General features: G+C 69.6%; 21 protein-coding genes and 1 pseudogene. 3 read left to right on the top strand and 19 right to left on the bottom strand.

What is annotated here, in order from left to right:
- Positions 1 to 11: 11 nt before the first annotated feature.
- The 5 genes and pseudogenes from ACTOQ1_RS37560 to ACTOQ1_RS37580 all read right to left on the bottom strand — a co-directional run bounded on the left by ACTOQ1_RS37560 (position 12) and on the right by ACTOQ1_RS37580 (position 5,876).
- Positions 12 to 1,118, bottom strand: coding sequence for an acyl-CoA dehydrogenase family protein (locus tag ACTOQ1_RS37560; protein ID WP_440072811.1), 1,107 nt, complete (start codon positions 1,116 to 1,118; stop codon positions 12 to 14).
- Positions 1,119 to 1,122: 4 nt separating this feature from the next.
- Positions 1,123 to 3,450, bottom strand: a complete 2,328-nt coding sequence (locus ACTOQ1_RS37565) for an ATP-dependent Clp protease ATP-binding subunit (protein WP_440072812.1) — start codon at positions 3,448 to 3,450, stop codon at positions 1,123 to 1,125.
- Positions 3,451 to 3,721: 271 nt separating this feature from the next.
- A pseudogene (locus tag ACTOQ1_RS37570) lies at positions 3,722 to 3,973 on the bottom strand (ArsR/SmtB family transcription factor); the annotation flags it as partial.
- 12 nt (positions 3,974 to 3,985) lie between these two features.
- Positions 3,986 to 4,336, bottom strand: coding sequence for a VOC family protein (locus ACTOQ1_RS37575; protein ID WP_440072813.1), 351 nt, complete (start codon positions 4,334 to 4,336; stop codon positions 3,986 to 3,988).
- 91 nt (positions 4,337 to 4,427) lie between these two features.
- Complete coding sequence (locus ACTOQ1_RS37580; protein ID WP_440072815.1) at positions 4,428 to 5,876, bottom strand: DHA2 family efflux MFS transporter permease subunit; 1,449 nt, start codon at positions 5,874 to 5,876, stop codon at positions 4,428 to 4,430.
- 297 nt (positions 5,877 to 6,173) lie between these two features.
- On the opposite strand from ACTOQ1_RS37580, the gene ACTOQ1_RS37585 reads away from it, so the two are divergent.
- A complete protein-coding gene (locus ACTOQ1_RS37585) occupies positions 6,174 to 7,652 on the top strand; it encodes an LVIVD repeat-containing protein (RefSeq protein ID WP_440072816.1) in 1,479 nt (492 codons plus the stop codon).
- A gap of 154 nt (positions 7,653 to 7,806) precedes the next feature.
- Here the strand turns inward: ACTOQ1_RS37585 and ACTOQ1_RS37590 are convergent, their stop codons facing one another.
- From ACTOQ1_RS37590 to ACTOQ1_RS37635, 10 genes are all read right to left on the bottom strand, one after another.
- The gene (locus tag ACTOQ1_RS37590; RefSeq protein ID WP_440072817.1) at positions 7,807 to 8,751 is read right to left on the bottom strand and encodes a hypothetical protein; all 945 of its coding nucleotides are present in this window, start codon (positions 8,749 to 8,751) and stop codon (positions 7,807 to 7,809) included.
- Entirely contained in the window at positions 8,748 to 9,500 is a 753-nt protein-coding gene (locus tag ACTOQ1_RS37595) for an NADPH-dependent F420 reductase (RefSeq protein ID WP_440072818.1), read from the bottom strand. The genes ACTOQ1_RS37590 and ACTOQ1_RS37595 overlap by 4 nt, the downstream gene beginning before the upstream one ends.
- Entirely contained in the window at positions 9,497 to 15,136 is a 5,640-nt protein-coding gene (locus ACTOQ1_RS37600; protein WP_440072819.1) for an SDR family NAD(P)-dependent oxidoreductase, read from the bottom strand. The genes ACTOQ1_RS37595 and ACTOQ1_RS37600 overlap by 4 nt, the downstream gene beginning before the upstream one ends.
- A 3-nt stretch (positions 15,137 to 15,139) precedes the next feature.
- Positions 15,140 to 16,093 carry an enediyne biosynthesis protein UnbU gene (locus tag ACTOQ1_RS37605; protein WP_440072820.1) on the bottom strand — a complete coding sequence of 318 codons (954 nt, stop codon included), beginning with the start codon at positions 16,091 to 16,093 and terminating at the stop codon, positions 15,140 to 15,142.
- Positions 16,090 to 18,006: a CRTAC1 family protein gene (locus ACTOQ1_RS37610; protein ID WP_440072821.1), complete on the bottom strand. Its 1,917-nt coding sequence runs from the start codon at positions 18,004 to 18,006 to the stop codon at positions 16,090 to 16,092. Before ACTOQ1_RS37610 ends, ACTOQ1_RS37605 begins: the two co-directional genes overlap by 4 nt.
- Positions 18,003 to 19,142, bottom strand: a complete 1,140-nt coding sequence (locus tag ACTOQ1_RS37615; RefSeq protein ID WP_440072822.1) for a DUF1702 family protein — start codon at positions 19,140 to 19,142, stop codon at positions 18,003 to 18,005. The genes ACTOQ1_RS37610 and ACTOQ1_RS37615 overlap by 4 nt, the downstream gene beginning before the upstream one ends.
- A 144-nt stretch (positions 19,143 to 19,286) precedes the next feature.
- Positions 19,287 to 19,748 (bottom strand): SRPBCC domain-containing protein, encoded by a 462-nt coding sequence (locus ACTOQ1_RS37620; RefSeq protein WP_440072824.1) that lies wholly within the window; start codon positions 19,746 to 19,748, stop codon positions 19,287 to 19,289.
- A gap of 52 nt (positions 19,749 to 19,800) precedes the next feature.
- A complete protein-coding gene (locus tag ACTOQ1_RS37625; protein WP_440072825.1) occupies positions 19,801 to 20,139 on the bottom strand; it encodes an ArsR/SmtB family transcription factor in 339 nt (112 codons plus the stop codon).
- Between the two features lie 228 nt (positions 20,140 to 20,367).
- The gene (locus ACTOQ1_RS37630; RefSeq protein ID WP_440072827.1) at positions 20,368 to 21,096 is read right to left on the bottom strand and encodes an ArsR/SmtB family transcription factor; all 729 of its coding nucleotides are present in this window, start codon (positions 21,094 to 21,096) and stop codon (positions 20,368 to 20,370) included.
- Between the two features lie 58 nt (positions 21,097 to 21,154).
- On the bottom strand, positions 21,155 to 22,321 hold the full coding sequence (locus ACTOQ1_RS37635) for an NAD(P)/FAD-dependent oxidoreductase (RefSeq protein ID WP_440072828.1): 1,167 nt from the start codon (positions 22,319 to 22,321) through the stop codon (positions 21,155 to 21,157).
- 219 nt (positions 22,322 to 22,540) lie between these two features.
- Between ACTOQ1_RS37635 and ACTOQ1_RS37640 the strand changes: the two genes are divergently transcribed.
- Both ACTOQ1_RS37640 and ACTOQ1_RS37645 read left to right on the top strand, forming a co-directional pair.
- Entirely contained in the window at positions 22,541 to 23,206 is a 666-nt protein-coding gene (locus ACTOQ1_RS37640) for an ArsR/SmtB family transcription factor (RefSeq protein WP_440072831.1), read from the top strand.
- A complete protein-coding gene (locus ACTOQ1_RS37645) occupies positions 23,203 to 23,496 on the top strand; it encodes a sulfurtransferase TusA family protein (protein ID WP_440072833.1) in 294 nt (97 codons plus the stop codon). The genes ACTOQ1_RS37640 and ACTOQ1_RS37645 overlap by 4 nt, the downstream gene beginning before the upstream one ends.
- Before the next feature lie 39 nt (positions 23,497 to 23,535).
- Here the strand turns inward: ACTOQ1_RS37645 and ACTOQ1_RS37650 are convergent, their stop codons facing one another.
- The 4 genes from ACTOQ1_RS37650 to ACTOQ1_RS37665 form a co-directional block, all read right to left on the bottom strand.
- The gene (locus ACTOQ1_RS37650) at positions 23,536 to 24,765 is read right to left on the bottom strand and encodes an RNA polymerase sigma factor (RefSeq protein WP_440072835.1); all 1,230 of its coding nucleotides are present in this window, start codon (positions 24,763 to 24,765) and stop codon (positions 23,536 to 23,538) included.
- Entirely contained in the window at positions 24,762 to 25,106 is a 345-nt protein-coding gene (locus ACTOQ1_RS37655) for a YciI family protein (protein WP_440072837.1), read from the bottom strand. The genes ACTOQ1_RS37650 and ACTOQ1_RS37655 overlap by 4 nt, the downstream gene beginning before the upstream one ends.
- Before the next feature lie 254 nt (positions 25,107 to 25,360).
- Positions 25,361 to 25,621, bottom strand: a complete 261-nt coding sequence (locus tag ACTOQ1_RS37660; protein ID WP_440072839.1) for a hypothetical protein — start codon at positions 25,619 to 25,621, stop codon at positions 25,361 to 25,363.
- 8 nt (positions 25,622 to 25,629) lie between these two features.
- Positions 25,630 to 26,211, bottom strand: coding sequence for a hypothetical protein (locus ACTOQ1_RS37665; protein WP_440072841.1), 582 nt, complete (start codon positions 26,209 to 26,211; stop codon positions 25,630 to 25,632).
- Positions 26,212 to 26,428 lie beyond the last annotated feature (217 nt).

Consider the following 26,428-nt stretch of genomic DNA (forward strand, 5'->3'; position numbering starts at 1 on the left):
CGTGAATCCTCCTAAAAGAGCGGCATACCGAGGGTGGCCCGGCCGACGAAGTCGTGCAGGGCGTCGGTCGTGGGGGCCATCACGCGTGCGGCGAGCGCGTCGCGGAACAATCGCTCCACCCCCGTCTCCTTGCGGAAGGCCGATCCTCCGCACAGCCGCATCACACCGTCGGCGACCTCCGCCGCGGCCTCGGCCGAGACCGCTTTGACCTGCAGGACGCGCAAGGTGGCGTCCGCGCGGCCGGTCTCCAGGGCGGTGAGAGTATCGGCAAGGAAGGCGCGGACTTCATCGGTGCGGGTGTGCAGTTGCGCGAATCGGGCTCGCTGCAGCGGCTGCTCGGCGAGCGTCTGGTCGAGGTGGTCGAGCCTGGTGCCCAGCAGGTGGTCGTGTGCCTTGGCGACCAGTGCCTCCATGAGCCCGAGGGAGAACGCCGCGTTCAGGACGAGGAAGTACGGCAGCGCGGTCTGGAGCGCGATGTCCAGGCCCGAGCCGTCCGCGCCGAGCATGGCGTCCCGGTCGACGGTGACGTTCTCACCGGTGATGGGGCTGGAGGCGTTTCCGCGCAGTCCGAATCCGTCGAACGGCCCGCGGGTGTGCAGGCCGGTCGCGTCGCTGCGCACCAGCCAGATCGTCATGGGGCCCTCGGCCTCCAGCGGGCGGGTCGACCACACGTAGCTGTCCGCCTCGGCCGCGGCGGTGACCCAGCTCTTCTTGGAGTCGAGCCGGATGCCGCCGTCGCCGGAGGAGGCCGTGCCGAGGGGGGCCCAGAAGTGGCTTCGGGAGCCGACCTCGGAGAAGGCGAGTGTGGTGAGGTGCTCGTTGCGGGCGATCTCCGCGCGGACCTTCTCGCTGCCGTAGGCCTCGATCAGCGCCGTCGCGGCGTAGTGCATCAGCACGACCATCGCGGTCGACCCGCACGTCCCGCCAAGCCTTTCGATCACCTTCGCGGCCTCGGACAGGCCCTGGCCGCCGCCGCCGAGTTCCTTGGCGCTTGTGAGGCCCAGCAGGCCGGCCTGGGCGAGCGCGTCGACGCCGGTGCGCGGAAACGTTCCAAGGCGGTCGGTCTCCGCTGCGGCCGGAGCGATCGTGGATTCGATCGCGGCGTCCAAGGCAGTCATGTGATCAGAAGACACGGACATCACCACTTTCGGTTCGAGACGGATCGTGATCGGTCGAGGGTCCTGGCGTGAGGGTGAGCGCGGCGGATCCGGCTGCCTCGGCGCTGGCGACGACGCTCTGCCCGGCGTGGAGCCGCCCGCTGAGGATCAGGGCGGACAGGGGGTCGTCGAGTAGTTGCCGGACGACTCGTCGCAGGAGGCGGGCGCCCTGTGCCGGGTCGTGGCCGAGGTGGGCCAGCAGGTGTCTGGCGTCCGGCCTCACCTCCAGGGTGATGGCTCTGTTGCCGCTCAGACGCTCGGACAGGCGGGCGACGGTCAGATCGACGATCTCCAGCAGGTCGTCCGGTGTCAAATGGCCGAACACGACGACGTCGTCCACCCGGTTGAGGAATTCGGGTCGCAGATGATCTCGGAGTTCGTCTTCGACCCTGGACCGCACGTGCTCGGCACCGAGACTGTCGTCGCCGGGATCGGTGAAACCGGAGGGCAGGTTCCAGGCGAGGTTTCCGGCCCCCAGGTTGGTCGTCATGATGACCACGGTGTTGGTGAAATCGATCTGCCGGCCTTGGCCGTCGGTGAGCCGGCCATCCTCCAGGACTTGTAGAAGCATGTCGAGAACATCGGGGTGAGCCTTTTCGATCTCGTCGAACAGCACCACCGAGAAGGGGCGCCGTCGAACACGCTCGGTAAGCCGGCCTCCATCTTCGTAGCCAACATAACCCGGCGGCGCACCGAACATCTTGGAGACGGAGTGCTTTTCCATGTACTCGCTCATGTCCAGCTGGATGAGCGCGTCGTCGCGGCCGGAGAGGAACGCGGCCAGCGCCTTGGCGAGTTCGGTCTTGCCCACTCCGGTGGGGCCCGCGAAGACGAACGAACCGCTGGGGCGGCCCCGATCCCCCACTCCTGTCCTGGCGCGCCGGACAGCGCGTGCCAGGACCGCGATCGCGGCGTCCTGGCCGACCACGCGCTTGCGAAGCTCGATCTCCATCGCCAGCAGCCGCGTCGTCTCTCCCGTGGAGACCTGCGTCAGCGGGATACCGGTCATCGCGGCCACCACCTCGGCGACGAGTTCACCGGTGACCTGTGCCGTCCTTTCCGCGTCGGGCAGGGCGAGCGCTCGGATCCGGGTCAGTGCCGCCGCCTCGTCCATCGCGTCGACGGCCTTGTCGGGCAGGAAACGGCTGGGAAGATGACGATCCGTCAGGCGTACCGCGGTGAGCACGGCCTCGTCGGTGATCGACACCCGATGATGCGTCTCGTAGCGTTCGCGCAACGCCTTGAGGATCTCGACGGTGGCGGCGGCGTCGGGTGGTTCCACCTGGACGGCCTGGAACCTGCGGGCCAGGGCCGCGTCTCCGCCCAGGTGTCTGCGGTAGTCCTGGGGTGTGGTGGCACCGATCGTGCGCAGCTCGCCTCGGGCCAGCAGGGGTTTCAGGATCGAGGCGGCGTCGATCGTTCCCTCGGGCGCGCCGGCTCCCAGGAGGGTGTGCAACTCGTCGACGAACAAGACGATGCCACCGTCGGCCTGGATCTCGGTGACCACGGTCTTCAGGCGCTCCTCGAACTCGCCGCGATAGCGCGCACCGGCCACCAGGGCGCCCAGTTCCAGCGTGTACAGGCGCTTGCCGTCCAGGACGTCGGGCACCTGCCCGCTGACGATCCTTTGTGCCAGGCCCTCGACCAGAGCGCTCTTGCCGACGCCGGGCTCCCCGACCAGCAGCGGGTTGTTCTTCGTGCGGCGGCAGAGAACCTGGATGAGACGCTGGAGTTCCTTTTCCCGCCCGATCACCGGATCCAGGTCCCCGTTGCGGGCCGCGTCGGTCAGGTTGCGCCCGAAGCGTTCGAGCAGCAGATCGGCTGAGCGCACCGGCCCCGCGGCCAGGCGGATCGGTTGCGGAACCTGGTCGAGCAACTCCAGGATGCGTTCGCGCACCCGGGCGGCGTCGGCTCCCAGGTTCGCCAGGACCTTGACGGCCGGGTCGTCCTGCACGGCGACCATGCCCAGCAGGATGTGCTCGGTGTCGATGTGGTCGCGCCCCAGCCGCCTGGCCTCGGTGAGCGAGCGTTCGAACAGCTTGGCCGCACCGTCGCTCATCGGGATGTGTCCGGCGGTGAACTGCTGGCCCGCCCCGACGATTTTCTCCACCTGCTGGTGCACGCTGTCGAGCTCGATGTCGAATTCCTTGAGCAGCGCGCCGGCCAGCCCGTCGGTCTGGACCAGGCCGAGGAGGAGGTGTTCGGTGCCGACGGAGTTGTGGTTGAACATCCTGGCCTCTTCCTGGGCCAGGACGACCACCTGCCGTGCAAGATCGCTGAGTCGGTCCACCATCTTCCGCTCCTCGCTCGGTTCCGCTGAAGCGGCATGGCAACGGAGGCCGGTTTCCGGCGGACGCGGTTGGCGAGACGCCGGAGGGCTTTGAGCTGTTCGTCGCCGTACAGGATGTGCGGCGGGTGTGACGGCGAAGACGTCGCGGGCACGAGAAGCCGGACGACGTCACGGAGTCATTTTTTTTTCGCGCCGCGTCCTCGGCCGCCTGGCGGGCCACGTCGAAGCCGGCGTGCCACAGTTCCTGCAGGAACAGGCGGACCCTGGCCAGGGTCGCCTCGCTGGCACGGTACAGCCGGCGGGTGCCCTCACGACGCTCGGTGATCAGACCGGCTTCCTTGAGCACCTTCAGATGCTGGGAAACCGCCGACCGGGTGACCTCGAAGTGTTCGGCGATCTGCCCGGCCGGCAGCTCGGTGGATGCGATGAGGGTGAGGATCGCCCGCCGGTGGGGTTCGGCGATCGCTCGAAGGACGGCGTCCAGTTCCTCGTCCGTGTTCACGGATCGCATCTCACCGGGGTGCATGGCGGCGCTTGCTCAGCGCTGCCACAGACCGATGCGGTTGCCGTCGGGGTCACGGAAGACGGCCATCTTCCCGATGCCGGGAATGTCGTAGGGCGGCGTCTCCTTCTCGCCGCCGAGCGAGTCGATCTGCTTGAGGGTCTCCTCTGCGTCGTCGACGACGACGTACATCACGACACCGGCGGGGGTGTGCTCACCGGCTTCTCCGATGCCGCCGGGGATGCCCTCGGAGGCGCCGGGGTCGATCATTCCGTAGTTCATGTCGGCATCGAAGTCGATCTTCCATCCGAACACCTCGGAGTAGAACGCGCGGGACTTGGCGGAGTCCTTCGCCGCGATGTCGAACCAGGCAACGGGCTTTCCCATTGACTTTCCTTTCGTGTGATGTGGTGTGCTGCGATTTCCTGGGGGGTCGGGTTCCCGGTGAGGGGGCGGCTCGGCCGGGAGGTGAGGGGGTTCAGGGCGAGGCGGGGCCTGGCTGCATGTCGGGCGACATCGGCGCGGCGGCGGTCTCGGGGTCGGGGCGACGAATGATCAGCGCGGCCGCCACCCCGGCGAAGGTGACGACGGCCAGGACGATGGTCGCCGGGGTGAATCCGGCGACGAACTGCTCCTTCGAGCCGTAGCCGCCGGCGCTGGTGAAGACCGCGGCCACCGCGGCGACTCCGAACACCGCGCCCACCTGGCGGATGGTGTTGCTCACTCCGGCGGCGACTCCGACCTGCATCGGGTTGACCGAGCGCATGACCGCCGAGGCCACCGTCGGGAACGCGATGGAGACCCCGACACCGGCCAGCAGCAGAGGGGCGATCATGGGCCCGTAGCCCATCCCGGCGGAGGCCATCAACGCGATCGCGAGGAATCCGACACCGTGCAGCAGCAGCCCCACGATGACCAGGGGCCGCTCCCCCATGCTGTCGGCCATCTTCCCGGCGACGGGCGAGATGAACAGGGCGAGCCCGACCCACGGCAGCATGCGGATGCCCACGCCCAGCGGGTCGTTGTTCTCGGCCAGTTGCAGGTACTGGGCGAAGACGAAGCCGTTGCCGTACAGCGCGGCGGCCAGCACGAAACTGGTCAGGCATCCGCCGGTGAAACTGAGGTTGCGGAACATGCTCACCGGCATCATGGGGCTTGACGTCCTGGTCTCCCAGAAGACGAACAATGCCAGCACGAGGATTCCGCCGACGATGCCGCCGAGCACGGTGGGTGAGGTCCAGCCGGCCTCTCCGCCGCGGATGATGGCCTGGGCGATGGCGAAGACGCCCGCCGTGGACAGGATCAGGCCGAGCAGGTCGATTCTCGACGCCACTCCCCGGGTTTCTGCGATCTTCATGAGGCTCAGGGCGATCAGGGCCACACCGACCGGGACATTGAGCCAGAAGATCCACTGCCAGGCGAAGCCCTGGATGATGGCGCCGCCGATGAGCGGGCCCGCGGCGACCGCGACGCCGGAGATGGCGCCCCAGATGCCGAAGGCGGCTCCGCGTTCCTGCGGCGGGGTGGCGTCGGTGATGACCGCCAGCGCCAGGGCGATCGCGATGCCGCCGCCTATTCCCTGCAGCGCCCTGGCCGCGATCAGTGTCTCGATCGAGGTGCTCAGCGCGCACAGGGCCGAACTGAGCGTGAAGATGCCAACGCCGATGACGAACAGTTTGCGGCGGCCGAACCGATCGCCCAGGGCCGCGCCGGTGAGGATGAGTGCCGCGAAGCCGAGTTCGTAGGCGTTCACGGTCCAGCCCAGGCCGGCGACGCCGGCTCCGAGCTCTTCGTGCAGGGTCGGCAGCGCGGTCGTGACGACCAGCACGTCCAGGCCGACCATGAACGAGGCGAAGGACGCAAGGATCAAAGTCCATCGCTGCCGCGCCGGTGAGTAGGCGGGCGGGGAATTGTCACTGACGGTCATGGCTACTCCAACCAACGATATTGGCGGTGCGAGCAGCGCCCCCCGACGCCGCAGACCTCCGGATCCGGCTGTTCCGCCCGTCGGCGGACGCCACAGGCCGAGATCTGCAGGTCGCTGTACGGATTTAAACGTTAGCCATGTCTTCCGAAAGCGTCAACTGTCAGTTGCTTCCTCCCGAGATCCCCATTGAGGCCTCTTTTCGCGTCACATCGGCGTGCGGACACCCGCAGGATGAACCGGATGCGATATCACCGTCAACCCATTGACTATATTTTTATAAAGTAATCCACTGGACAGATGAGATCCAGGAAGGACCCCAATCCCCCTGACACGGACGGGCGGCCCCTCGGCGCGCCGCGGCGCGGGCGCGTCCGGACCATGGTGGTGCTCGCCTCGGCCACCCTGCTCGCGCTCGGCGGCGCCACCGCGGCGACGACGACCACGGCCGTCTCGGCGGCGCGGACGGCGGCGGACGACACCGTCGTGCACAGCGGGAACGTCAAGCACGTGGCCAACCTCGCCAAGCAACCGCCGTTCGACGGGATGCTCTCTCCCACCACCGACCTCGCCTTCTCCGGCAGGCACGCCATCGCCGGGAACTTCGGCGGGTTCACCGTCTACGACATCGGCAACCCCCGCTCCCCCCGGATCGTCACCCAGGTGGTCTGTCCGGGAGCGCAGAACGACGTCTCGGTCGCCGGTGACCTGCTCTTCTTGTCGACGGACGAATCCCGCAGCGACGATTCCTGCCAGAGCGTCCCCAGGCCGGCGACGGAGAAGGACGCCTGGGAGGGCATAAAGATCTTCGACATCAGCGACATGTCACGGCCGAGGTATGTGACGTCGGTGGAGACCTCGTGCGGGTCGCACACGCACACGCTGGTGCCGGGCAAGGGCGCCAACCGCGGCGTGGTCTACGTCTACATCTCCTCCTACCTGCCCGACCCCTCCTTCCCGGACTGCCGGCCACCGCACGACAAGATCTCCATCGTCAAGGTGCCGTTACGTGATCCGGGCCGCGCCGCCGTCGTGGCCGAGCCGGTCCTGTTCCCCGGGGGCGGAAACCCCGGCGGCACGGGCAGCACCTGGTACCCGACGACGGGCTGCCATGACCTGACCGCCTACCCCGCGAGGAACCTGGCCGCGGGCGCCTGCATGGGCGACGGCGTCCTCCTCGACATCTCCAACCCCGAACGGCCATACGTGATCACCGTGGAGCGCGACACCGAGAACTTCGCCTTCTGGCACTCGGCCACGTTCGGCAACCACGGCGACAAGGTCGTCTTCACCGACGAGCTGGGCGGCGGCTTCGGTGCCACCTGCACCCCGGGCGTGGGCGCGCAAAGAGGGGCGAACGCCATTTACAAGATCAACGGCAAGGGTGGCCGCCGCACGATGGAGCTGCAGAGCTACTACAAGATTCCGCGGCACCAGACGGCCACCGAGAACTGCGTCGCCCACTACGGCGCGCTCATCCCCGCTTGGGGCCGCGACATCATGGTCCAGGCCTGGTACCAGGGAGGGGTGTCCGTCTGGGATTTCACCGATGCTCGCAGACCCCATGAGATCGCCTATTTCGACCGGGGACCGCTGTCGGAGACGCAGCTGATCCTCGGCGGGGCGTGGTCGGCCTACTACTACAACGGCTACATCTACGCCGCCGACACCCAGAAGGGTCTCGACGTGATCGATATTCGTGATCTTCGGACCGTCACCGGGAAACTCACCCGTTATGAGCAGTTCAACGCCCAGACCCAGGTGCCGTATCCGAGGTGAGCGGCTCAGGTCGCCGGGAGGTGGCAGCGCTCACCGGCCGGTGGGCGCCCCGGCGGTTCACTACCGCTTCTGAAAGCGCAAAGGCTTCGCGGGCCCGTGAGGAGTGCCCCGGCAGCCCTAGGGCCGCCGGGGCACTCCTCACGAAAGGGCGAGGTCAGTACCAGGTGATGATCGGATACCAGATGACGCCGGTGCGCGCGAGGAGCCGCACGTCCCAGTAGAGGAAGGTGAACACTCCCGCCACCAGGAACGCCGATCCGGTGATCACCGCGGCCCGGCTCGGCCTGGCGGCGATCCAGCGCTGGAGACGTCCGCCGGCCGCGACCGTCAAAAGCAGGAAGAGGACGGCGAGAACGATGATGTTGCCCAGGGACTGCATCACGAAGGAGAAGGCCCCGTAAAGCGGGTTGTGACTGTCGGCGACGTCACGGAAGAGCTGCCGGTAGAGCCCGAACGGGCGGCCGACGAGGAAGGCGCCGATCAAAACGCCCATCAGGGCCGAGCGCGCGTGGGGAAAACGCCGCGACAGCCGCTCCATCGGGTCCCTGACCAGTTTCAGGGCGGCGAGTCCCAGATAGCACAGGGCCAGGCCGATCACTCCGAAGACCACCATCGACTGGACGAGACGCGGAGCGAGCCCGGTGCTCACCGTCGCGGTCGAGTACTGCGGCATGTGCGTGCCGAACAGGGCGGCGATGACGCCGTAGGCGGCCGACACGACGGCCATGCCCGCCACCAGCCAGCCGAGCGGGGGCAGGGCCTGTCCCAGCCGGCCGCGCAGCGAGCGTCTTTCCCCCATCAGCGGGGCGACCGCGCCAAGGGCCGCGATGTTGCACGCGGTGAAGGTGCCGCCGACGCCGCTGGCGAAGGCGAAGGCGATGCCTGAGAGGACTCCCGCGATGGGGGCGTCGGTGCTCTCGTGCCCGAGGATCGCGCCGGTGACGCTGTCACCGATGACCCGGTCGACGAACGGGGCCGACCATACGACGGTCAGGGCGAACCCGGCCAGGGTGCTGAGGGCGATGACGAGGCCCCGCCGTGCGGGCACCGAGCTGTGACGGGTGGAGGTTTCCGCCACGCCGGTGTCGAGGTTTGTCACGGTGTCTTCCCTTCCGGTTCACGGATATCGGTGGCTGTGCGGGCCGTGGGAGCCAGGCGCAGGAGCCGGAAGCCCACGGCGTCCCCCAGCCCCTCCTCGTGCCCGAGTCGGCGCAGCAGTTCGGTCAGTCCCTCGACCCACCGGCTGCTGTCCAGCGGGCCGGCGTCGGCCGCGTCGAATCCGGTCTGCCGCAGGATCTGGGCGATGGACCGCTTCGCCTCGTGGTCGTCGCCGGCGATGGGCACCGTGGGTGCCGGTCCGCCGTTGGCGACGGCCCGGACCTGACGCGCCGAGACGCAGTTGAGGGCCTTGACGACGGTGCTCTTCGGAAAGGACTCGGCGATCAGCTCGGCCGCGGAGCGGTGTTCGATGCCGTACAGGTCCGCCGGGCCGGGGTTGGAGACGTCCATCAGCACCTTTCCGGCGAGGCGGTGCCCGATCCGTGGCGCGATCTCCAGGCAGCTCGCCCGTACCGGAGTCGCCAGGATCAGCACGTCCGCCTTCTCGGCCACCGCGTCGAGGTCCGCGGCCGTGACGGCGGGGACGCGTGCCGCGAGGTCTTCCGCGGTTCGCCGTCTGCCCCCTGCCAGGTAGACGGGGAAACCGTGGCCGGCGAACAGTTCTGTCAGGGCGGCGCCCATGGCGCCGCAACCGACGACACCGAGAAGGGGGCGTCGCCGCCCGGTGTTCGGCGTGAGGCGCCGGCCTTCGGCGCTCGCATGCGCCACCTCTCCCGGGAGGGAGGTCACGATCCTCCTTTCACCATGACGGCGATCGCGGCGGGGTGGCGCCGGCCCTCGACGACGACCACCGCCGAGACGAGATGCTCGGCGCCGTTGCGCAGGAGCAGCCAGTCCTGCTCGTAGACGCCTTGAACGGTGAGCGGAGCCTGCGCGGCGACCCGGCCGGTCTTGGACAGGCACTCGCGGACGGTCCACAGCCGGGCCAGCACCCGGGTTTCCGGTTCGTCGGTCATCCTGGTGATCTGGTCGGCCAGGCTGTTCCAGTGCGCCATCGCGCCTGGTCGCTGCGTCTCCTCGTTCACCCATTCCCAGTCGCAGGTCAGCGGGGCCGGCCCGGTGACCCGCAGGAGGAGATCGTCGAGGTGGCTGCGGCTTTGCTGCGCGTCCGGCGCCTCGGGTCGCTCGCCGCCGTGGCGGGGTGTCCCCTCCCGCGCGGCGGGCAGGACCCGCACCCCGAGGCCGGCGCCGGGAAGCAGGGTGTCCAGCCCTCGCTCAAGGTAGGGGCCGAGGAGGACGGCGGGCCATCCGTGGGGGGGTTCGATGGGGCCGACGTCTCGAAGCCGCAGCCCTGCCCAGCTCAGGACGGGGTTGCCGGCGGTGTCACGGACGGTCACGTCGTAGGTGTGGTCCGCTCCCGTGTGGGAGCGTTCGACCGCTGCCAGGACCAGGTCATCGCCGTCGTGTGGCTCGTGGCGGTGGAGGGTGAACGCGTCGCAGCCGACGGGGAGCAGGCGCCGGTTCGGTACGCACGCCTGCAGGACGTGGATGGTCGCGTCGTTCAGGGAGGGGTCGCCGAGCAGGAGGGGTCCTGTCGTCGCCGCGCCGAACCGCCACCGCTCGTCGGCCTCCAGGACGGCCGTGCACGCGGTCGCCTCGAGGTGGTCGTAGCGTCGCAGCCGCTGGAAGAGCGGACCGTGAAAGAAGGTGGGGCCGTAGAGGTCGTGCCCTTGGTGGGCGGGCAGCCGCGACCGCCTCGCGGTCACGTCTTCGGGGTCGCGGGCCGCGAACACCGCGCGGCAGCCGAAGTGGTCGACGGTGTAGCCGCTCTCGTCGCTGCGGACGACGACCTCGATGTCGCCGTCCTCTCCGGCCAGCGCGCAGATCCTGATGGTCGCGGCCCCCGCCTCCGGGATGATCACTGGGCGTTCGAACCGGCAGTTCTCCAGGTTCGTGACAGGATGTCCGCTCAGCGCGCCGGCCGCCTGTGCCATCGCCTCCAGGGCGCAGACGGCTGGAAGTACCAGGAGGTCGTCGATGCGGTGGTCGAGCAGGTAGGGGTCGAGCTGGGCGTCGAGGTCGGCCTCGGCGACGAGTTCGACGCCGGGAACCAGGGTGCGGATCCGCCGAAGGTAGGGGTGCTCGTCGAGGGCGGGTTCGCGGTTCAGCTGGGGAAGGCGGCCCGTGGCCAGGACGCTCGGTGCGGCCGGGCGTGCCGACAGCAGGTTCCGGAGCAGGTCGAGGCCCGCCTCGACGGGAAGCGGAACCACCCCGGCGCGGATGAGGCCGTCCAGGACGTCGAGCCGCTCGCCCATGCCGGCACCGGACCAGGCGGTCCAGTCCACGTTGCAGACCCAGCAGTGCGGCAGGTCGCGGGCGAGTACGCGGGCCAGCTCGCGCATCCGGCCGTTGGCCAGCGCGTAGTGCGCCTCCCCTGGCAGGCCGAACCTTCCGATCACCGATCCGTAGGTGACCAGCAGGCGCAGACGGGAGGTGTCGAGGGCGTCGACGAGCAGGCGCAGGCCCCGGTACTTGGCGGCCGCGTGCTCGGCGTAGTCGTCCGCTCGTAGCTCGGTGAAGCGCTTGGGGCGGTTGATCCCGCTGCTGTGGACGACCGCGGTGATCGGGCCGAGCTCGGAGGTGATCTGGTGGACCGCTCGGCGCAGGTCGGCCGCGTCGCTCACGTCGGCGCGCAGGTAGAGGTGGCCGATCCCGGAGGTGGCCAGCAGCGACAGGTTCTCGCGCAGTTCGTCGTCGCCCTCCGGGGCGGCGCGGCCGAGAAGCGCCAGGCGCGCCCCCGACGGCTTTGCCAGGGCCAGGGCGCTGTGGAAGCCGATGCCCTTGCCTCCGCCGGTGACCAGGACGATGTCGGCTTCGCCCAGCGGGATCTCCGTGTCCGGGGCGGACGTCATGGGCGTGTAGCCGACGGTGTGGGCCTGGCCGTTCTCGTCGACCAGGAGTTCGGGGTGGGCGTCGAGAGGGGAGCGCAGGATGCGGGCGGTCGTGGCGGCCGCGCCGCGGCAGGAGGCTCCCACCCAGCGAATCGCCAGCTCCGGGTGCTCCTGCCGGATCGTGGCCAGGTATCCCGAGGCCGTGTCTCCGTGGTCGACGACGGTGAGCGGGGTCGCCGTCTCGACGGCCGCGCGCGCGACGTCGAGCAGTTCGGCGATCTCCTGGTCGCCGGGGTCCTCGGGCAGGAAGAGGAGTTCGGCAAGGGGCCGCCGGTCGTCGGTGCGCAGCAGTGGCTCCAGTTCGGCGCGCAGCGGCCCGCTCCCCCGGACGCGCCAGGAGTGGTCGGCGGTCCGGCCCGTCAGCTCGACCGGCTCGGGACGCGGCACCAGGACGCGGTGCCAGTCGGCCACGCCCGGGGGCGTTGGCCCCTCGGCTCCGGCGTCGTCGTCGGCGGCGGGAAGGGTTTCGATCAGCCGGCTCAGTTCCACGATCGACATGTCCGCGAGCATCAGCGGTTCGACCGGAATGGCTCGCCGGCAGGCCGTCGCCGCCTGGGCGGCGAGCTGCACCACGCGCAGCGAGTTCAGATGCAGGTCGCTCAGCAGCCGGTCGTGGTCGTCGATATCGGTGACGGGGAGCTCAATGGTGTCGGCCACCAGCTTTTTGACCAGCGAGGAGACGTTTCCGTTTTGTCCGGGCGCCTCGGCCGGGGCCTGGGGGGCGGTGGCGGGGGGCCGCACGTCGGGCAGGGCGACGGTCGTCGGAGCCTGCTCACAGGGATTTTCCAGGAACTCAGGATCACGCCACAGGTCGAAGTCTCGGTGGAAGCGTTCGGCGAACATCGGCCGCAGGTCGGGCGCCGCACCGAGGGCATGCAGCGCTCCCGCCACCTGGCACAGCGCCAGCCCCGACTCGGTGCCGACGTCCAGGGACAGGGCGGGAACGGAGGTGATGTCTCCCGCGAGTGAGGCCAGGGCGTGCCCGGGGCCGACTTCGACGAGCAGGTCACACGACTGGGCCAGCGCCGATACGGCCTGGCGGAAGAGTACCGGCGCCGTCAGCTGGCGGGTGAGCAGCAGGCGCACGTCGGTCTCACCGGTGAGCAGGTCACCGCTGACCGTCGAGTGCACGCGGCGAGCCGGGGCGTTCATCTCGATCGTGTGCAGGTGGCGCCCGAGTTCCGGCTCGGCCGCCGCGAAGGCCGGTGAGTGGAAGCCGTGGCTGACCCTCAACGGCTTCGCCACCACGTTCTGCTCCCGGCAGCGGCGCATGATGCGGTCCAGATCATCGGTGGGGCCGGCCAGTACGCGCGAGGTTCCGTGGTCGGCCGCCATGACGACGCCGGTGCCGGAGGTCAGGCGGGCCAACAGGTCCGCGCCCGCGGCGACCGAGATCATTCCGGTGCGGGGTGCTCCGTGCTCGCTCATGATGCGCCCTCGCGCGGTGGCCAGGGCGACGACGTCGTCTTCGCCCATCACCTCGCCCCAGTGCAGCGCGGTGATCTCGCCGAGGCTGTGACCCACCGCGGCGTGCGCGCTGACGCCGAGCCGCCGCAGCCAGCGCAGGCCCGCCAGCGAGGCCTTCACGACCGCCGGTTGGACGACGGCCGTGTCGGCGGGCTCTCGCCCCGCCGGTACCTTCCCGAAGTGGTCCTCGATGTCGGGCAGGACGACGCCGAGCGCACCGGCCCGCGTGGGCGGCACGGCGCCTTGACCGGTGAACAGCAGGCCCACGCGGCCGGGGGAACCGCTCGCGACGCTGATTCCGGGAACGGTCACGAGCCCGTCGCCGTCATGGCCGTCGACCAGGTGGGCCGCCTGCCGTAACCGGCGGGCCAGCTGCTCGGGGTCCGCCGCCACCACGGCGGCGCGATGGCCGTGGTGCGCGCCGGCCGCGGCCCGGGCCAGGCCGGCGGCCAGGTCCACCTGTTCGGCGAGGGACATCGACGCGGCGACGGACGCCGCCCGCTCCAGCTGTGCCACGAGGCCTTCGCGGGTGACCGCGCCGAAGACGAACACCTCGTGGCCGAGCCGACGCCGGGCGATGCGCCGTTCACCGCGGGTGAACGAGGAGCGGTGCCGAGGGGTGGGCGATTCCAGGACGAGGTGGGTGTTGATGCCGCCGAAGCCCATGGCGCTCACCGCGGCGCGCAGCGGCGCGCCCTGCGGCCAGGGTTCGGGCTCGTCAACCACGCGGAGCGGCGCTGAGGGGGCGCGCAGCAGTTCGTGCGGCTCCTCGCAGCCGGTCGTCGCGGGGATGACCTGTCGTTGCAGGGCCAGGGCCGCCTTCAGCAGCCCGGCGACACCGGCCGCGGCCTTGGTGTGGCCGATGTTGGCCTTGATGGAACCCAGCGCGGCGGGAGGGAGGGTTCTGAGGCCGCGTTGCGCCTCGGTCAAAGTGGAGATCTCCACGCTGTCGCCGACCGCGGTCCCGGTGCCGTGTCCCTCGAACAGGGACACCGTCTCGGGGCCGAACCCCGCCTGCTCGTAGGCTCGGTGGACGGCGAGCAGCTGGCCCGCCCGCTCAGGCCGGGTGATCCCGCCCCGGCCGTCGGAGGAGACGCCCCAGCCGCGGATGAGGGCCAGCGGGGTGCGGCCGGCGGCCAGGGCGTCCTCGGCCCGCATCAAGACCACCATGCCGCACCCCTCTCCCGGCCAGAAACCGGTGGGGTCGGCGTCGTAGATCCGCATCGCCGAGGTGGCGAGCGCGCCGGTACGCGCGAAGCCGACCAGCTCGAAGGGGTCGAGGCTCAGGTCGACCCCGCCGGCGATCGCCACGTCGAGGTCGCCGGCCCGCAGCGCCCTGGCCGCGGTGACGACGGCGAGCAGGGAGGAGGAGCAGGCGCCGTCCACGGTGTACCCGCCGCCGCGCAGGTCGAAGTGGTTGCAGATGCGCCCGGCGATGGTGTTGGCCAGCCCGCCCGCCAGGCTCTCGTCATTGGGTTCGGGGAAGGGGCTCTTGTAGGTCTGCTCCAGGCCGGCGAGGAGACGGGCCTGCGCGCCGGGGTCCCATCCCTCGGCGCTCAGCGCGTGCTGGAGCACGCGCCGCACGTAGGGCCAGCGCAGCCGCAGGCCGGCCGCCCGGCTGAACTCGCCGTTCATCGTGTTGCCGACGACCACGCCCACCCGGTCGCGGTCCAGGCCGTGGGCGTCGGGGAACCCGGCCGCGTGCAGCGCGTCCGCGGCGATCTCCAGGGCCAGCCAGTGCGCCGTGTCGGTGACGCGGTGCACGGAGCCCGGTACGCGAAAGCGGGCCCTGTCGAACGTCCATCCCTCCAGTACCGCGGCGAACCTGGCGTAGGTGCCGTCCAGGTCGCCCGCCGCGGTCATCGAGTAGTCGTCGAGATTGAGCCGGGCGGGTGGGATGGGCCTGAACGCTCTGCGTCCCGACAGGACCATCTCCCACAGTCGGTCCAGGCCGTCGGCGTCGGGGTATTTGCAGGCGGCGCCGACGATCGCGATCGACTCGTCCATGGATCACGTCCTGTTCGCGGCGTGCCCGGAAGTGAGGCCGGACACGGAGAGTTCGGGTGCGCCCTGCTGGGCTGGGGCGGGTGCCGCCCCGGTGGCACGCCGGCGCAAGGAGACGACGGCGAGCGCGGCGCCGCGGACGACGCAGGTGATGACCAGGGCGAAGAAGAGGCCGAAGACGATGTGGAAGTGCATCAGCAGGCCGTAGACACAGGCGGCGCCAAGGCCGAACAGGACCTGGCGGCTGGGTTTGACGGGGGTGGTGCCGGGGTCGGTGATCATGTAGTTGGTGAAGAGCACGAACGCGGTTCCCGTCATCACCGTCAAAGCGGTCACCGTGGCGGTTCCGTCGATCATCGTGCGGATCACGGCTTGGGCCGCGAATCCTCCCACCCAGCCCAGGATCAGCGGCATCTTCTTGGTGAGCATGGCGTTGAGCATCGTCCCCGCCGCGAGGATGGCCGCCGGGATGATCCAGTCCAGGGGTCCGCTCACCCATTCGGTGAAGTGGTAGGGCGGCGCGATCCCCACCCACGGAAACAGCAGCAGCACCGCGACGATGCCGGTGTTGGAGGGGTTGAGCACGTGCCTGAGGTTGCCGTTGAGCCGCACGCGGATCAGGTACTTCGAGGCGATGGACACGATGACGGCGAAGATCACGGGTTCGAGGCGGTCGTTGGCGTACAGCAGCATGGCGCAGGCCAGGGCGCTGATGTGGGCGGGCAGCAGGAAGTTGACAAGGGGTATCCAGCCGCCGGCGTATTTGGCGGGCCTGCCGTTGGCCGTCGCGTCGATCCGCTCCAGGCCGAGTTCCATGGCGTAGGCGACGAGAATCGCGGTGAGTGGCGTGGCGTAGGCCTGCTCGAATCCCAGGAAGGCGTGTCCCAGCACGTTGAAGACGGTGATCGAGAGGGCGAACCGGCGCAGTGCGGTGGTGCGGGGGTCTGGGGTGCGTGTCATCGGGTGATCTCCCGTGCCGTGCCGTCGGTTCCGAGCAGTACGGTGTGCCAGCCCGGGGTGAGGGTGAGGTCGGTGCTGTGGCGGACGCCGCAGGCGTCGCGCCAGGCGACGGTCACCTTCGCCGGGGTCGCGGCGGCGCCGAGCGCGAAGAGGAGCTCGGGTGAGGAGACGCCTCCGTGGCCGTTGGCGGGGTGGACCTGGCCGGTTCTGGTGCCGGCGGCGCCGGAGCGCACGAGCGCGGTGGCTCCGATCGCGGGTGTGGAGGCCGAGGTGGCAGGGCCGCCGCACGCTGTCGCGGGCCGCAGGAGCTGCAGTCCCAGGAAGGGGTGCTGGGTGGTTCGGGTGTTGCGGTAGAAGTAGGACTGCCGCCACTGGTTGGCCACCGCGAAGTCCAGGCGCCCGTCGTGGTCGACGTCGGCCAGCGCCATGCCCCGGGTCGGCCCGGGGTTGTCGACGCCCAGCTGGGCGGCGATGTCCTGGAAGCGGCCGCTGGAGTCCCGGACGAAGAACCGGTCGGGATCATCGCCGGAGACGTCGTCGCCGGGGCCGAACTCGGGCCAGGCTCCGGGGTGGACGAGGAATCCGTCGTTCGTCATCGCCAGCTCCTGCAGTTCGGGCCAGCGGTTGGTCGTGCCCTTCAAAAAGCCGGTGGCCTGGAGGATCTGGGTTTGGCCGTCGCCGGCGAAGTCGCCTGCCTTGATGTCCCAGCCCCACCCGGCTCGTGACAGTCCCAGTGGTTCGCTGTGATCGTCGTAGTAGGCGGTCCCGTCGTCGTCCAGCACGTTCTTGCGGGCGCTGATCCACGCGAAGTTGCTTTCCAGGAGCGCGAACTCCTCGGTGATGTTGCTGACGACCATGTCAGGCACGTCATCTTGGTTGAGGTCGGTGAAGGTGACGCCCATGCCCTTGAAGGAGTCGCGTCCCAGCGCCTTGGACTTGGGGGTGGTGAGGTGGCGGATCCCGTCCATCAGCTGGAAGCGGGGGTTGCCGGGGGTGGAGATGTTGCGCAGCAGCCGGTCGGGGCCGAAGTCGTTGGCCACGTACAGGTCGGCCAGGCCGTCGGCGTTCAGGTCCTGGGCGCCCAGCGCGAGCGTCCAGCCGTTGGCCATCTCCGCCGACAGCGCGCCGGCCGCCTCGGTGAACCGCGCCTGCGGGGTGGTGCCTCCTCGGGCGCCCTGGAAGAGCAGCACGCGGTTGCGGCCCGCGTTGTAGCCGGCCGACATCGAGTCCTGCATCTGCAGTTCGGGTTGCCGCGCCGTGGGATCGAGGACGCGGGCGCCGTCGGGGAAGTAGTTGCCCACGACGATGTCGGTGTGGCCGTCGCCGTCGAAATCGGCGAGGGACACCGCGTTGGTGTTCCAGACCTGGTACGGCTGGACGAGCTCCTGCGGGGCGAAGGCGGCGGAGGTCATCGGGTCGGCCTTCCTCAGGAAGAGGATGGGCGAGCGGCCCCAGTGGTAGACGAGTGCGTCCATCCGGCCGTCCTCGTTGTAGTCGCCGGGGACGCACCCCATCGGTGCCATGGTCGCGTTGTAGGCGAGACCGGTCGGCGCGAGTGTCACGGGGGCGTAGCGGCTCTCGGTGCCCGGGGCGGGAAGGAGCGTGACGGAGTCGTCGCGGGGGTCCACCAGGCAGGTGTCGTCGGCTCGTCCGTTCGCGTCCAGGTCGGCCAGTGCGACGGCGGCGCCGACCGAGGAGATCCAGTGTCTGATCTTTTCGTAGGCGGGGGCCACGACGCGTATGTCGCGCTTGGTGGTGGCCGTGTTCAGGGGCAGTTTCTGGAAGGCGAACACCGGGGCCGGTGACGTGGCCGTGGCGGGCGCGGCGTCGGGAAGCCGCGCGAAGTGCCAGCCTGCGACGGTCAGCAGCAGTGCGCACAGCTGAGCCGCGCGAACTTTGATTCGGCCTTTCACGTGGTGACTCCCCCTGTGTGCATGGCCCAGGCGCGGCGGATGCCGGCGCGCCAGTCCTGGTAGGCCCGTGGTGTGTGGTCGTGGCCGTCGACAGCGCGAAGTGAGGCGTCGGTCCATTCGGCGGCGGCTTCGGGTTCGGCGCCGGTCAAGATCCTCACCGCGCTCGTCACCTGCGGGGGCACGATGCCGGACAGGCAGTGCGCTTTGGCGGCGAACGCCGAGCCCTGGGCGAGGTGGTCGTGGAAGCCGATCGACGATGTGAGGAGCTCGTCCAGGACGTCCGGTGGTTGCGCGCCGGTGTAGGTGGCCGCCAGGCCGATGCCGGCCCACAGGTCGGGTCGGCGGCCGGGTGCGAAGGTGGTGATGACATCGCGGATGCGGGCCGGGTCGGCTCCGGCGTAGAACCACAGGGCCCGTCCCGCGCCCTGGTCGCGGATGGGTCTGCTCTCTGCTCTTGCGGCTCGTTCGAGCCGGCCGGTGAAGACCTGAGCCGGCCGGAAGAACGCCTGGTGGAAGCCCCATCCGTCCCACGCGAGCCAGTGCAGCGGTGGCCGGCCGAAGCGGATGCCCGTCCACGGGCGCAGGCGCATCCGCGCGAACGCCCATCCCGCCCCGACATGGATCAGGTGCGTGTAGCGCTGCTCGCTTCCCCGCTCCAGGGCGGCCAGCCCGCGCCCTCTCGTGCCGGTCAGCAGGTCCAGCAGGGTCGTGCTCATGGCGGCGCCTTCGTAGGCGAAGCCTCGCAGCGCGGGGCTGAGCGTTTCGAAGGTGAGTTCGCGGGGCTCGCGTTCGAGCGCCGCGTTGTAGCCGGCGGCGAAGCTGCGCACCACGCCGTCGAGGACCGGCTGCACCGGAGGTGACGCGGGTGAGAAGCCTCGCCGCATGAGGTCGAGATCATTTGGATCAAGAGTGAGCGGCCGGCGAAAAAGTGATCTTAAAAATGAGCCCGAGATTGCCATCGTCCAAACCCCATTGCATTCGATGGAGGCCTGAAAGGCAATCAATAACATTCGGCGTAAATTGTCAACAGAAATCATGACGCAAGACACATGGTTGCGAGGATAATTCCCCAAGGATCTATTGAATAATACGCGGTAATCAATTGAATACTGTCCGGATGCGCACACGGGCAGCATTCATGGCGAAATGATCGGTGGGTACGGCGAACGTACGGTGAAAAGCGCGGGCGATATTCCGGCGGCCCTCACGGGGACGGCAGACGAACTCAGCGGATCACGGGCTGACCACGTTCACCTGCGATAAGCGCTTCGCGTTGGAGGTCAGGCGGAGAAGGTGGACTCGAAGCGCCCCAGGATCATCGGCCAGCCCGACTGGTGCGCCAGGTAGTAGTCCATGAGCAGCGGGGTGAGGTTCTCCCAGCCCTTGTGAATCATTTCCACGCGGGTCAGGGCGGGACCGAGAGGCTTGAAGCGCAACTCCACCTCGGTGAAGGCGGGCCCCTGGATCACCTCCCAGGTGAATGTCACGAGCTGGGGCGGCTCCCAGCGCAGGATATGACCCCAGTCGCGTTCCTGGCCGTCGTGCAGCACCTCGTAGATGCGGCCGCCCACGTGCTCTTCCACGCAGACGTCACGGACTTTCCCGGGCTCGATCGCGAAACTCTCGATGGGCCACCACGTCGCCAGCTGCCTGGTGAAGGTGCCGAAGGTGCGGGTCTGGTCAGCCTCGACGGTGACGGCGTGACGGATCGGCTCCACTCCGGTTCCAATCAAGCTACTCATCGGCATGACCTCAGCAGACGCGGAAACAACCTTGGCCAGTCTGCCAGATCTCTCAGCCGACCGCCGACTCATCGTGCGCTCTGCCCTCCATACCCTCAACGGTGTCTCGAGCTTTCATCAGGCTCTGCTGCCACAGCGACTCGACGACCTCGCGAAGCTCGGTCAGAGCCTCCTCGCTGGCGCGGTAGATCCGCCGGGTCCCGTCGCGACGTTCGAGGATGAGCCCGGCGTCCTTGAGAACCTGCAGGTGCTGGGAGACCGCTGATCGAGTGACGTCGAAGTGCTCGGCGATTCGGCCAGCGGGCAACTCCTGCGTCGCCACCAGGCGCAGGATCGCCCGCCGGCGCGGCTCGGCGATGGCCCGCAGCACGTCGTCCAGATCCCCGCTCATGACATCGATCCTAGCCAGTGAGCGAAGGAGAACCCGCGTGCGGCGCCGGAGCGGCGCCGAGCGCGGAGTCCGACGTTGTCGGGAGATGACGATCCGCTGCCCCGCGAGGGTCGCATTGGCCCACCTCACACCCGCCGCCCGTGGCGTTATCGCTTTTGCAGCGATTTTTCCGAGCGTATGCCGCTCCTTTCCTCAGCGTCAATCACCACAACCGGTCAGTGTCCCTGCTCAAGAGCCCGGGGCCGCGATATGGGCGAACTGACGTGGCCGCAGGGGAACCACGTGATTTCGAACGGCTCGGATTCCCGATTCCAGCGGAAGGCGGTGTAGACGCCATTCGAGCATGCCCTCCTCCAGATGACGCGCGCAGCGACCATGGGCTTTGAGAAGCCAGACCGCCTCCCGGGACAGGAAACAATGGGCGCTGCGGCAATAGGTGATCACCTCACTCCCCACCGGCACCTCACCGAGTCTGGCCCGGAGTTCCTCCAGCGGGATCGAGACGGCTCCGGGGATGTGCGCGGAGACGTACTCCACCGCGGGGCGAACGTCGATGAGTATGGTCTTGCCGTCGCGGACCCGGCGCAGGAGTTCCTCGCGGGTGACGGTGCCCGCGGCCTGGACGGCTCCGGTCTGGCCGGTGCCCGCCGGCTCGTCGGGCAGGCGATGCCGGGAGACCTGGCGCAGGCTGGCGTACAGCGAGGCGACGTCGTCACCCGCGAGCCGGTAGTAGATGCGGGTGCCTTCCCTCCGACTGGACACGAGCCCGGCGTCACGGAGCACCTTGAGCTGGGCGGAGGTGTTGCCGATGGGGACGTTCGCGGCGGCGGCCAGATCCTCGACGTTGCGTTCGGCCTGAGAGAGCAGGTCGAGCAGGTGCAGTCGGATGGGGTTGGCCATGGCCTTGGCGACGCGGGCGAACTCGGCGAGCACCACTGTCACCTTGTCGGTGGGCATTTTCTACCACTCCTTTCACATGGGACCGAAACGAGCACAAGGAGCGCATGGAGCGTGGCTAGGCGTTCCAGCGTTTGATCCAGTCGGTTTCCTGGTCGGCCTTCTCCTGGTGGAAGCGGGCGGAGGGCTCAAGAAGCGTCACCATCGGCGCCGGCGCCTCCAGGAAGTTTCCCTCTCCCTTGGCCGCCACGTGGTCTCCCAGTTCGATGTAGCAGGAGCCGAATCCGGTGAACCACGGCGTGGGGGCCTCGTAGCCGAGATGGCGGGCCACTCCGAAGGCGACCACGTCGGCCTCTCCTTCGGCGAACACCGCCGCCTTGGGCAGCGGCTTGCCGTTGGGCAGGGTCAGCAGGGTCACGTCACCGATCGCCCACACGCCCTCGTGATCGGTGGTCAGGGTGCGCGCGTCGACGGGAATCCAGCCGGAGGTTCCCAACCCCGGGCCGACCACCGCGGCGGGTGGCCGGTGCGGCGGAACGACGGCCAGCAAGTCGTAGTCCTCCTGGCTGCCGTCGGTGAAGACCAGCCGCCGGTTCTCCCCCTCCACGCGTTCGAGGCCGCGCTGGGGCAGAAAACCGATGTCGTACCGGCTCAGCATGCCGACCAGCGCCTGCCCGACCACGGGCCCCGCGACCGGCATGGGTAGCGGGTCGGGGGTGAGGGTGTCGACGCGCACGTGCTCGCGCGCCCCGGTCTCCCGCAGGAGATCCGCGGCCAGGAGGGCGGCCTCGAAGGGGGCGGCGGGACATTTGAAGGGAAGGCCGGCGATCAGCACCGCCAGGCGGCCCTGACGCAGGTTCAGCAACCCCTGATGCAGCGAGCGCGCGCCATGCGTCGTGTAGAACTCTTCGGCCTGCCCCGCCTCGATCGCCTCGGCCAGTCCCGGAACGCTCCTGGGGGCCAGGTCGGCCCCCAGTGCGATCACCAGTGCGTCGTAGCGGATCTCGCCCGCCTCGGTGAGGACCCGTCGCTGTTGCGGTTCGATGGCTTCGACGGTGGTGGTGACCATCTCGACGCCGGGCAGGGCGGCGGGTGTCGGCCGAACACGCACGTTCTCGGGGGTGCGCCAGCCACGCATCACCCATAACAGGGACAGTCCCAGGGTCGCGTCGAAGGACCGATCCAGGAGGAGGATCCGGTCCTTCTCGGGAAGTTGCTCGCGAAGCCGGCTCGCGACGCTCAGCCCGCCGACGCCGGCTCCGAGGACCACAACAGTCTTTGACATGGTGCAGGGCTCCCACCGAACTCGAGATCGATCACTGTGTCGAGGCGGATGCACGGGTGTACAGGAGCGTCGTGCTCGCCTGTTCCGCCGCGCCGGTGTACGGAACCGGCGCAAATCTTGTTGTCAAGCCCTTGACATGGCGGAAAACGGCGACATGCGCCCGATAGATCGCTATAATCCTCCATGCATCCATTAATCCATTGCTCCATGGAGGATTATATGGTCGGAGACGCGGCTCGAAAAGCCTCCCTGTTTGACCAAATTGCCCGAGTTGGCAAAGCCCTAGGTCACGGCAAGCGGCTGGAGTTGCTCGACCTGCTCGCTCAAGGAGAGCGAAGTGTGGAAGCGCTGTCCCAGACCGCCGGTCTGGGCATGACGAGCACCTCGGCGCACCTGCAGGCTCTCAAGCAGGGCGGCCTCGTCGTGACCCGCAGGGACGGCGTCCGGGTGATGTATCGCCTGTCAGGCGAGGACGTCACCGACCTGTACGCCCGCCTGCGCACCGTGGCGGCCACCCACCTCGCGGACGTCCAGGCCGCCGTCACCGCCTACCTCGGCGAGCACACCGAGGAGGTCACCCGCGATGAGCTGCTGCAACGAGCGGCCTCCGGCCAGATCACGGTGCTGGACGTCCGCCCTCGTGAGGAGTTCGAGGCCGGGCACATTCCCGGAGCGGTCTGCATCCCCATCGGCGAGCTCCCCGACCGGTTGAACGAACTCCCGGCCGACACGGAGGTCGTCGCCTACTGCCGGGGGGCCTACTGTGTGTTCGCGCCGGAGGCGGTCCGCCTCCTGACCAGCCACGGCATGGAGGCCAAGCGGCTGTCCGAGGGCATCCTCGAATGGCAGGTGGCCGGGCTGCCCCTGGAGAAGGGATCCCCGTGAGAGCCGGGCCGCCGGACCCGGCGTCACCGGCCGTGGTGGTGGACGGCGGTGACCGCTCCTGCGTGATGCTGCTCCTCGAGCTTCGGCGGCACACCGACACGCTGCCCCCGCACAGCCTCATCCATCTGATCACCCCGGATCCGGCCGCCCCCGTCGACCTGGCGGCCTGGTGTCATCTGACCGGGCACTCCTACCTCGGCCCGGTGCCCGCCGACCGGCCCACCTACGCTCTGCGGGTGAGCCCGGCGTCGCGCCGTACCGCGCCGCGGGCGCCCTGGCATCCGGTGTGAGCCGCGCCGCCCCACTGCCCGCGTTCCGGCGGTGACGGGCTACGGGGACACCAGGAAGAGATCCGGCTGCGCCTCGGCCAGCCGTTCCCGCAGCAGAGCCTGCTGCGCCGGATTGGCGGTGAGGCCGAGCGCCCGGCGGTCGGCGGCCGTCGCCTGCTCGAAACGGCCCAGGGCTCGCAACACCTCACCCAACGTCGCGTGATAGAGCGCGTAGCGATCCAGCGCCTCCCCCAATCCCTCCAGCTCGGCCATGGCGGCGCCCGGCCCTTCGGTGTGATGGAGGGCGACGGCGCGATGCAGGCGGGCCACCGGCGAGGGCGCCAGGTGCAGCAGCATGTCGTAGAGGACGGCGATCTGCGCCCAGTCGGTGTCCTCCCAGCGTCGCGCCTCCGCGTGGCAGGCGACGATCGCGGCCTGCAGCTGGTACGGGCCGGGCCGCCGGTGTCGCCGGGCCGCCCGGGTCAGCGACGCGATCGCCTCACCGATGGCGGTGTGGTTCCACAGCGAGCGGTCCTGATCTCGCAGCAGCACCAGCGCGCCTTCCGGATCGAACCGGGCCGCCGCCCGGGCCCGGTGCAGCCGGATCAGTGTGAGAAGGCCGGCGGCCTCTGGCTCGGCCGGCATCAGGGCGGCCAGCAGCGCCGCGAGCCATTCGGCGTCATCGACCAGGTCACGCGAGTGCGACCGCTCCCCGCAGCTGGACAGGTACCCTTCGTTGAACAACAGGTAGACAACGGCCAGCACCTCGCCCAGACGCGTCGGCAGTTCGTCGTCGGCGGGAACACGGTAGGGGACACCGGCACCGGCGATCTTCTTCTTCGCCCGGGTCAGCCGCTGGGCCACGGTGGACTCGGGCACGACGAAGGCCGCGGCGATCTGGGCTGTGGTCAGGCCGCACACCACGCGCAGGGTCAGGGCGATCTGCGCCTGCCTGGACAGGGCCGGATGGCAACAGGTGAAGACCAGCCCGAGCCGGTCGCCCGGAGCGGGCTGGACGGGCCACCGTACCTGGGTCAGCTTGTCGCGGTAGTTCGCCTCGCGGCGCAGCACGTCAAGACCCCGCCGGCGGGCCACCGTGAACAGCCACGCGTCCGGCCGCTCGGGGATGCCCTCCACCGGCCAGCGCCGCAACGCCGTCTCGACCGCGTCCTGAACCAGGTCCTCGGCCGCGGAGAAGTCACCGAGCAGGGACACCAGGGACGCGGCGAGCCGGCCCGCGTGCTCACGCACCACGCGGGCCAGCGCACCGTGTGCCGGCTCGGCCGTCATGAGGCCGGGCGTACCTCCACGACCGGGCAGGCCGGCCATGACCTCGCCATCCGCAACGCCTCGTCCAGGTCGGAAAGCTCCGCCTCGACGTAGCCGCTGACGACCTCCTTGCCCTCGACGAAGGGACCGTCGGTGATGACGGGGTCGCCCGCGCCCGCCGCCAGCCGTACCGTGGTCGCCGCCGCCGCGGGATGCAGCTGGGTGCTGTGGATGATCCTGTCGGCGTGCTCGGCGAACCAGCGGCCGACCTTCTCGAACGCCGAGTCGCGTTCGGCCTGGTCCTTGGCGTCCCAGTCCTTGCGGTACTGCTCGGTCTCTATGAACATCAACACGTACTTCACGTGTGCCACCTCCTACCGTTCAGACGAACGGCCGCGGACCGGATACGACACCTCCCCCGGCGAACTTGCCCCAGGTGAGACGCGGTCCGCCGCACGTCGGCGACTTGCCGTCGGCCGCTGCACCGCAAGATATCGACCGGCGAGGCGACGCAGGGGCAACTCGCCGACACGACACTCGCCGCTGGGCGACCTTGTCACCCGGCGGGCGAAATTCCGGGGCGGCGGCCTGTCAGACCTGGTGGTTTCGGATCGGCTCACGCGGAGCAACGGCCGTGACGTTTTCCCGCTCTGGTGGCGGGCGGCGTTCTTCTCGCGGCGGGCCCGCACGCCAAAGGCTTCACCATCGGATCGGCGCCGGCGCCCACCTCGATCACCCGGCCGGCCGGCCCGGCCAGTGACCTCTGGCGGTGTTCGGCCATGCCGCGGCGTTCCATCACCTGGCTGACGCGGGTGTAGAAGCGCGCGAAGACCGGATGGCCGACCCGCGGCGTGGCCGTGGTGTTCTCCCTCCTCATCCTCCGCCTCACCAGGTGATCGGCAGGTCGACCAGGCCACCGGTAAGCACGTCGGTGCGAACGGTCAGCTCCTCGACCGCGCCCTCGACCAGGCTCGGATCCTCCCGCAGAGCCTGCCACTGGCCGGGGTTGGCCAGCAGCAGTTCGCAGATCACCGCGATCGGCAACGGCAGGGCGAGTGCCTCGTTCAGGTCCACCGGGGACTCGCGGCGGGCCAGCTCGTCGAGGAGTCCCGCTGCCAGCGCCTCGACACGCGGTCGCAGCGCGCGCATGCGCCCCGCGGAGAAGTGCGGCTGCAGCAGCGACCGCATTCGGACGTGATCGGCCCGCTCGTTGTCGTAGTCGCCGTGCGGTCCGCCGAACAGCACGGACTCCCCGCTGCGGGCGGCGTTCGGCGGATCGGGGTGGGCGCGGCCGAGCCGGTCGTCGTCCAGCCGCCGCCGCACCTGCTCGTACCCGGTGACCGGCCACGCGTCGTGGCCCACCTGGGTGCGGACCTCGTGAACGGGCCCTTGGGACTGCAGCCGTCGCATCGACGGCAGGCGCTCCGGCGACGTACCGCGCCTGGCGAGCGCCGGCGACTGCACCATCCGCGCCTATCCAAGATTCGACACGCGGGCCGGGCCGATGACGGCGGCGAACCAGACCGCGCCGGATCCGGTGCGCCATCGCGGCGGCGATGCGAGCACGGCCGACGCCACGACGGGCGAGGTGCGAAGTCCTCGCCGATCGGTCAGGGCGAGCACGGTGACGCTACGCCGTCCAGGAACGCCGAGAACCGGAAGTGACCTGGATCCGGATCAGCGG

It is taken from the genome of Streptosporangium sp. OZ121, from assembly GCF_051918885.1.
Lineage (GTDB): Bacteria > Actinomycetota > Actinomycetes > Streptosporangiales > Streptosporangiaceae > Streptosporangium.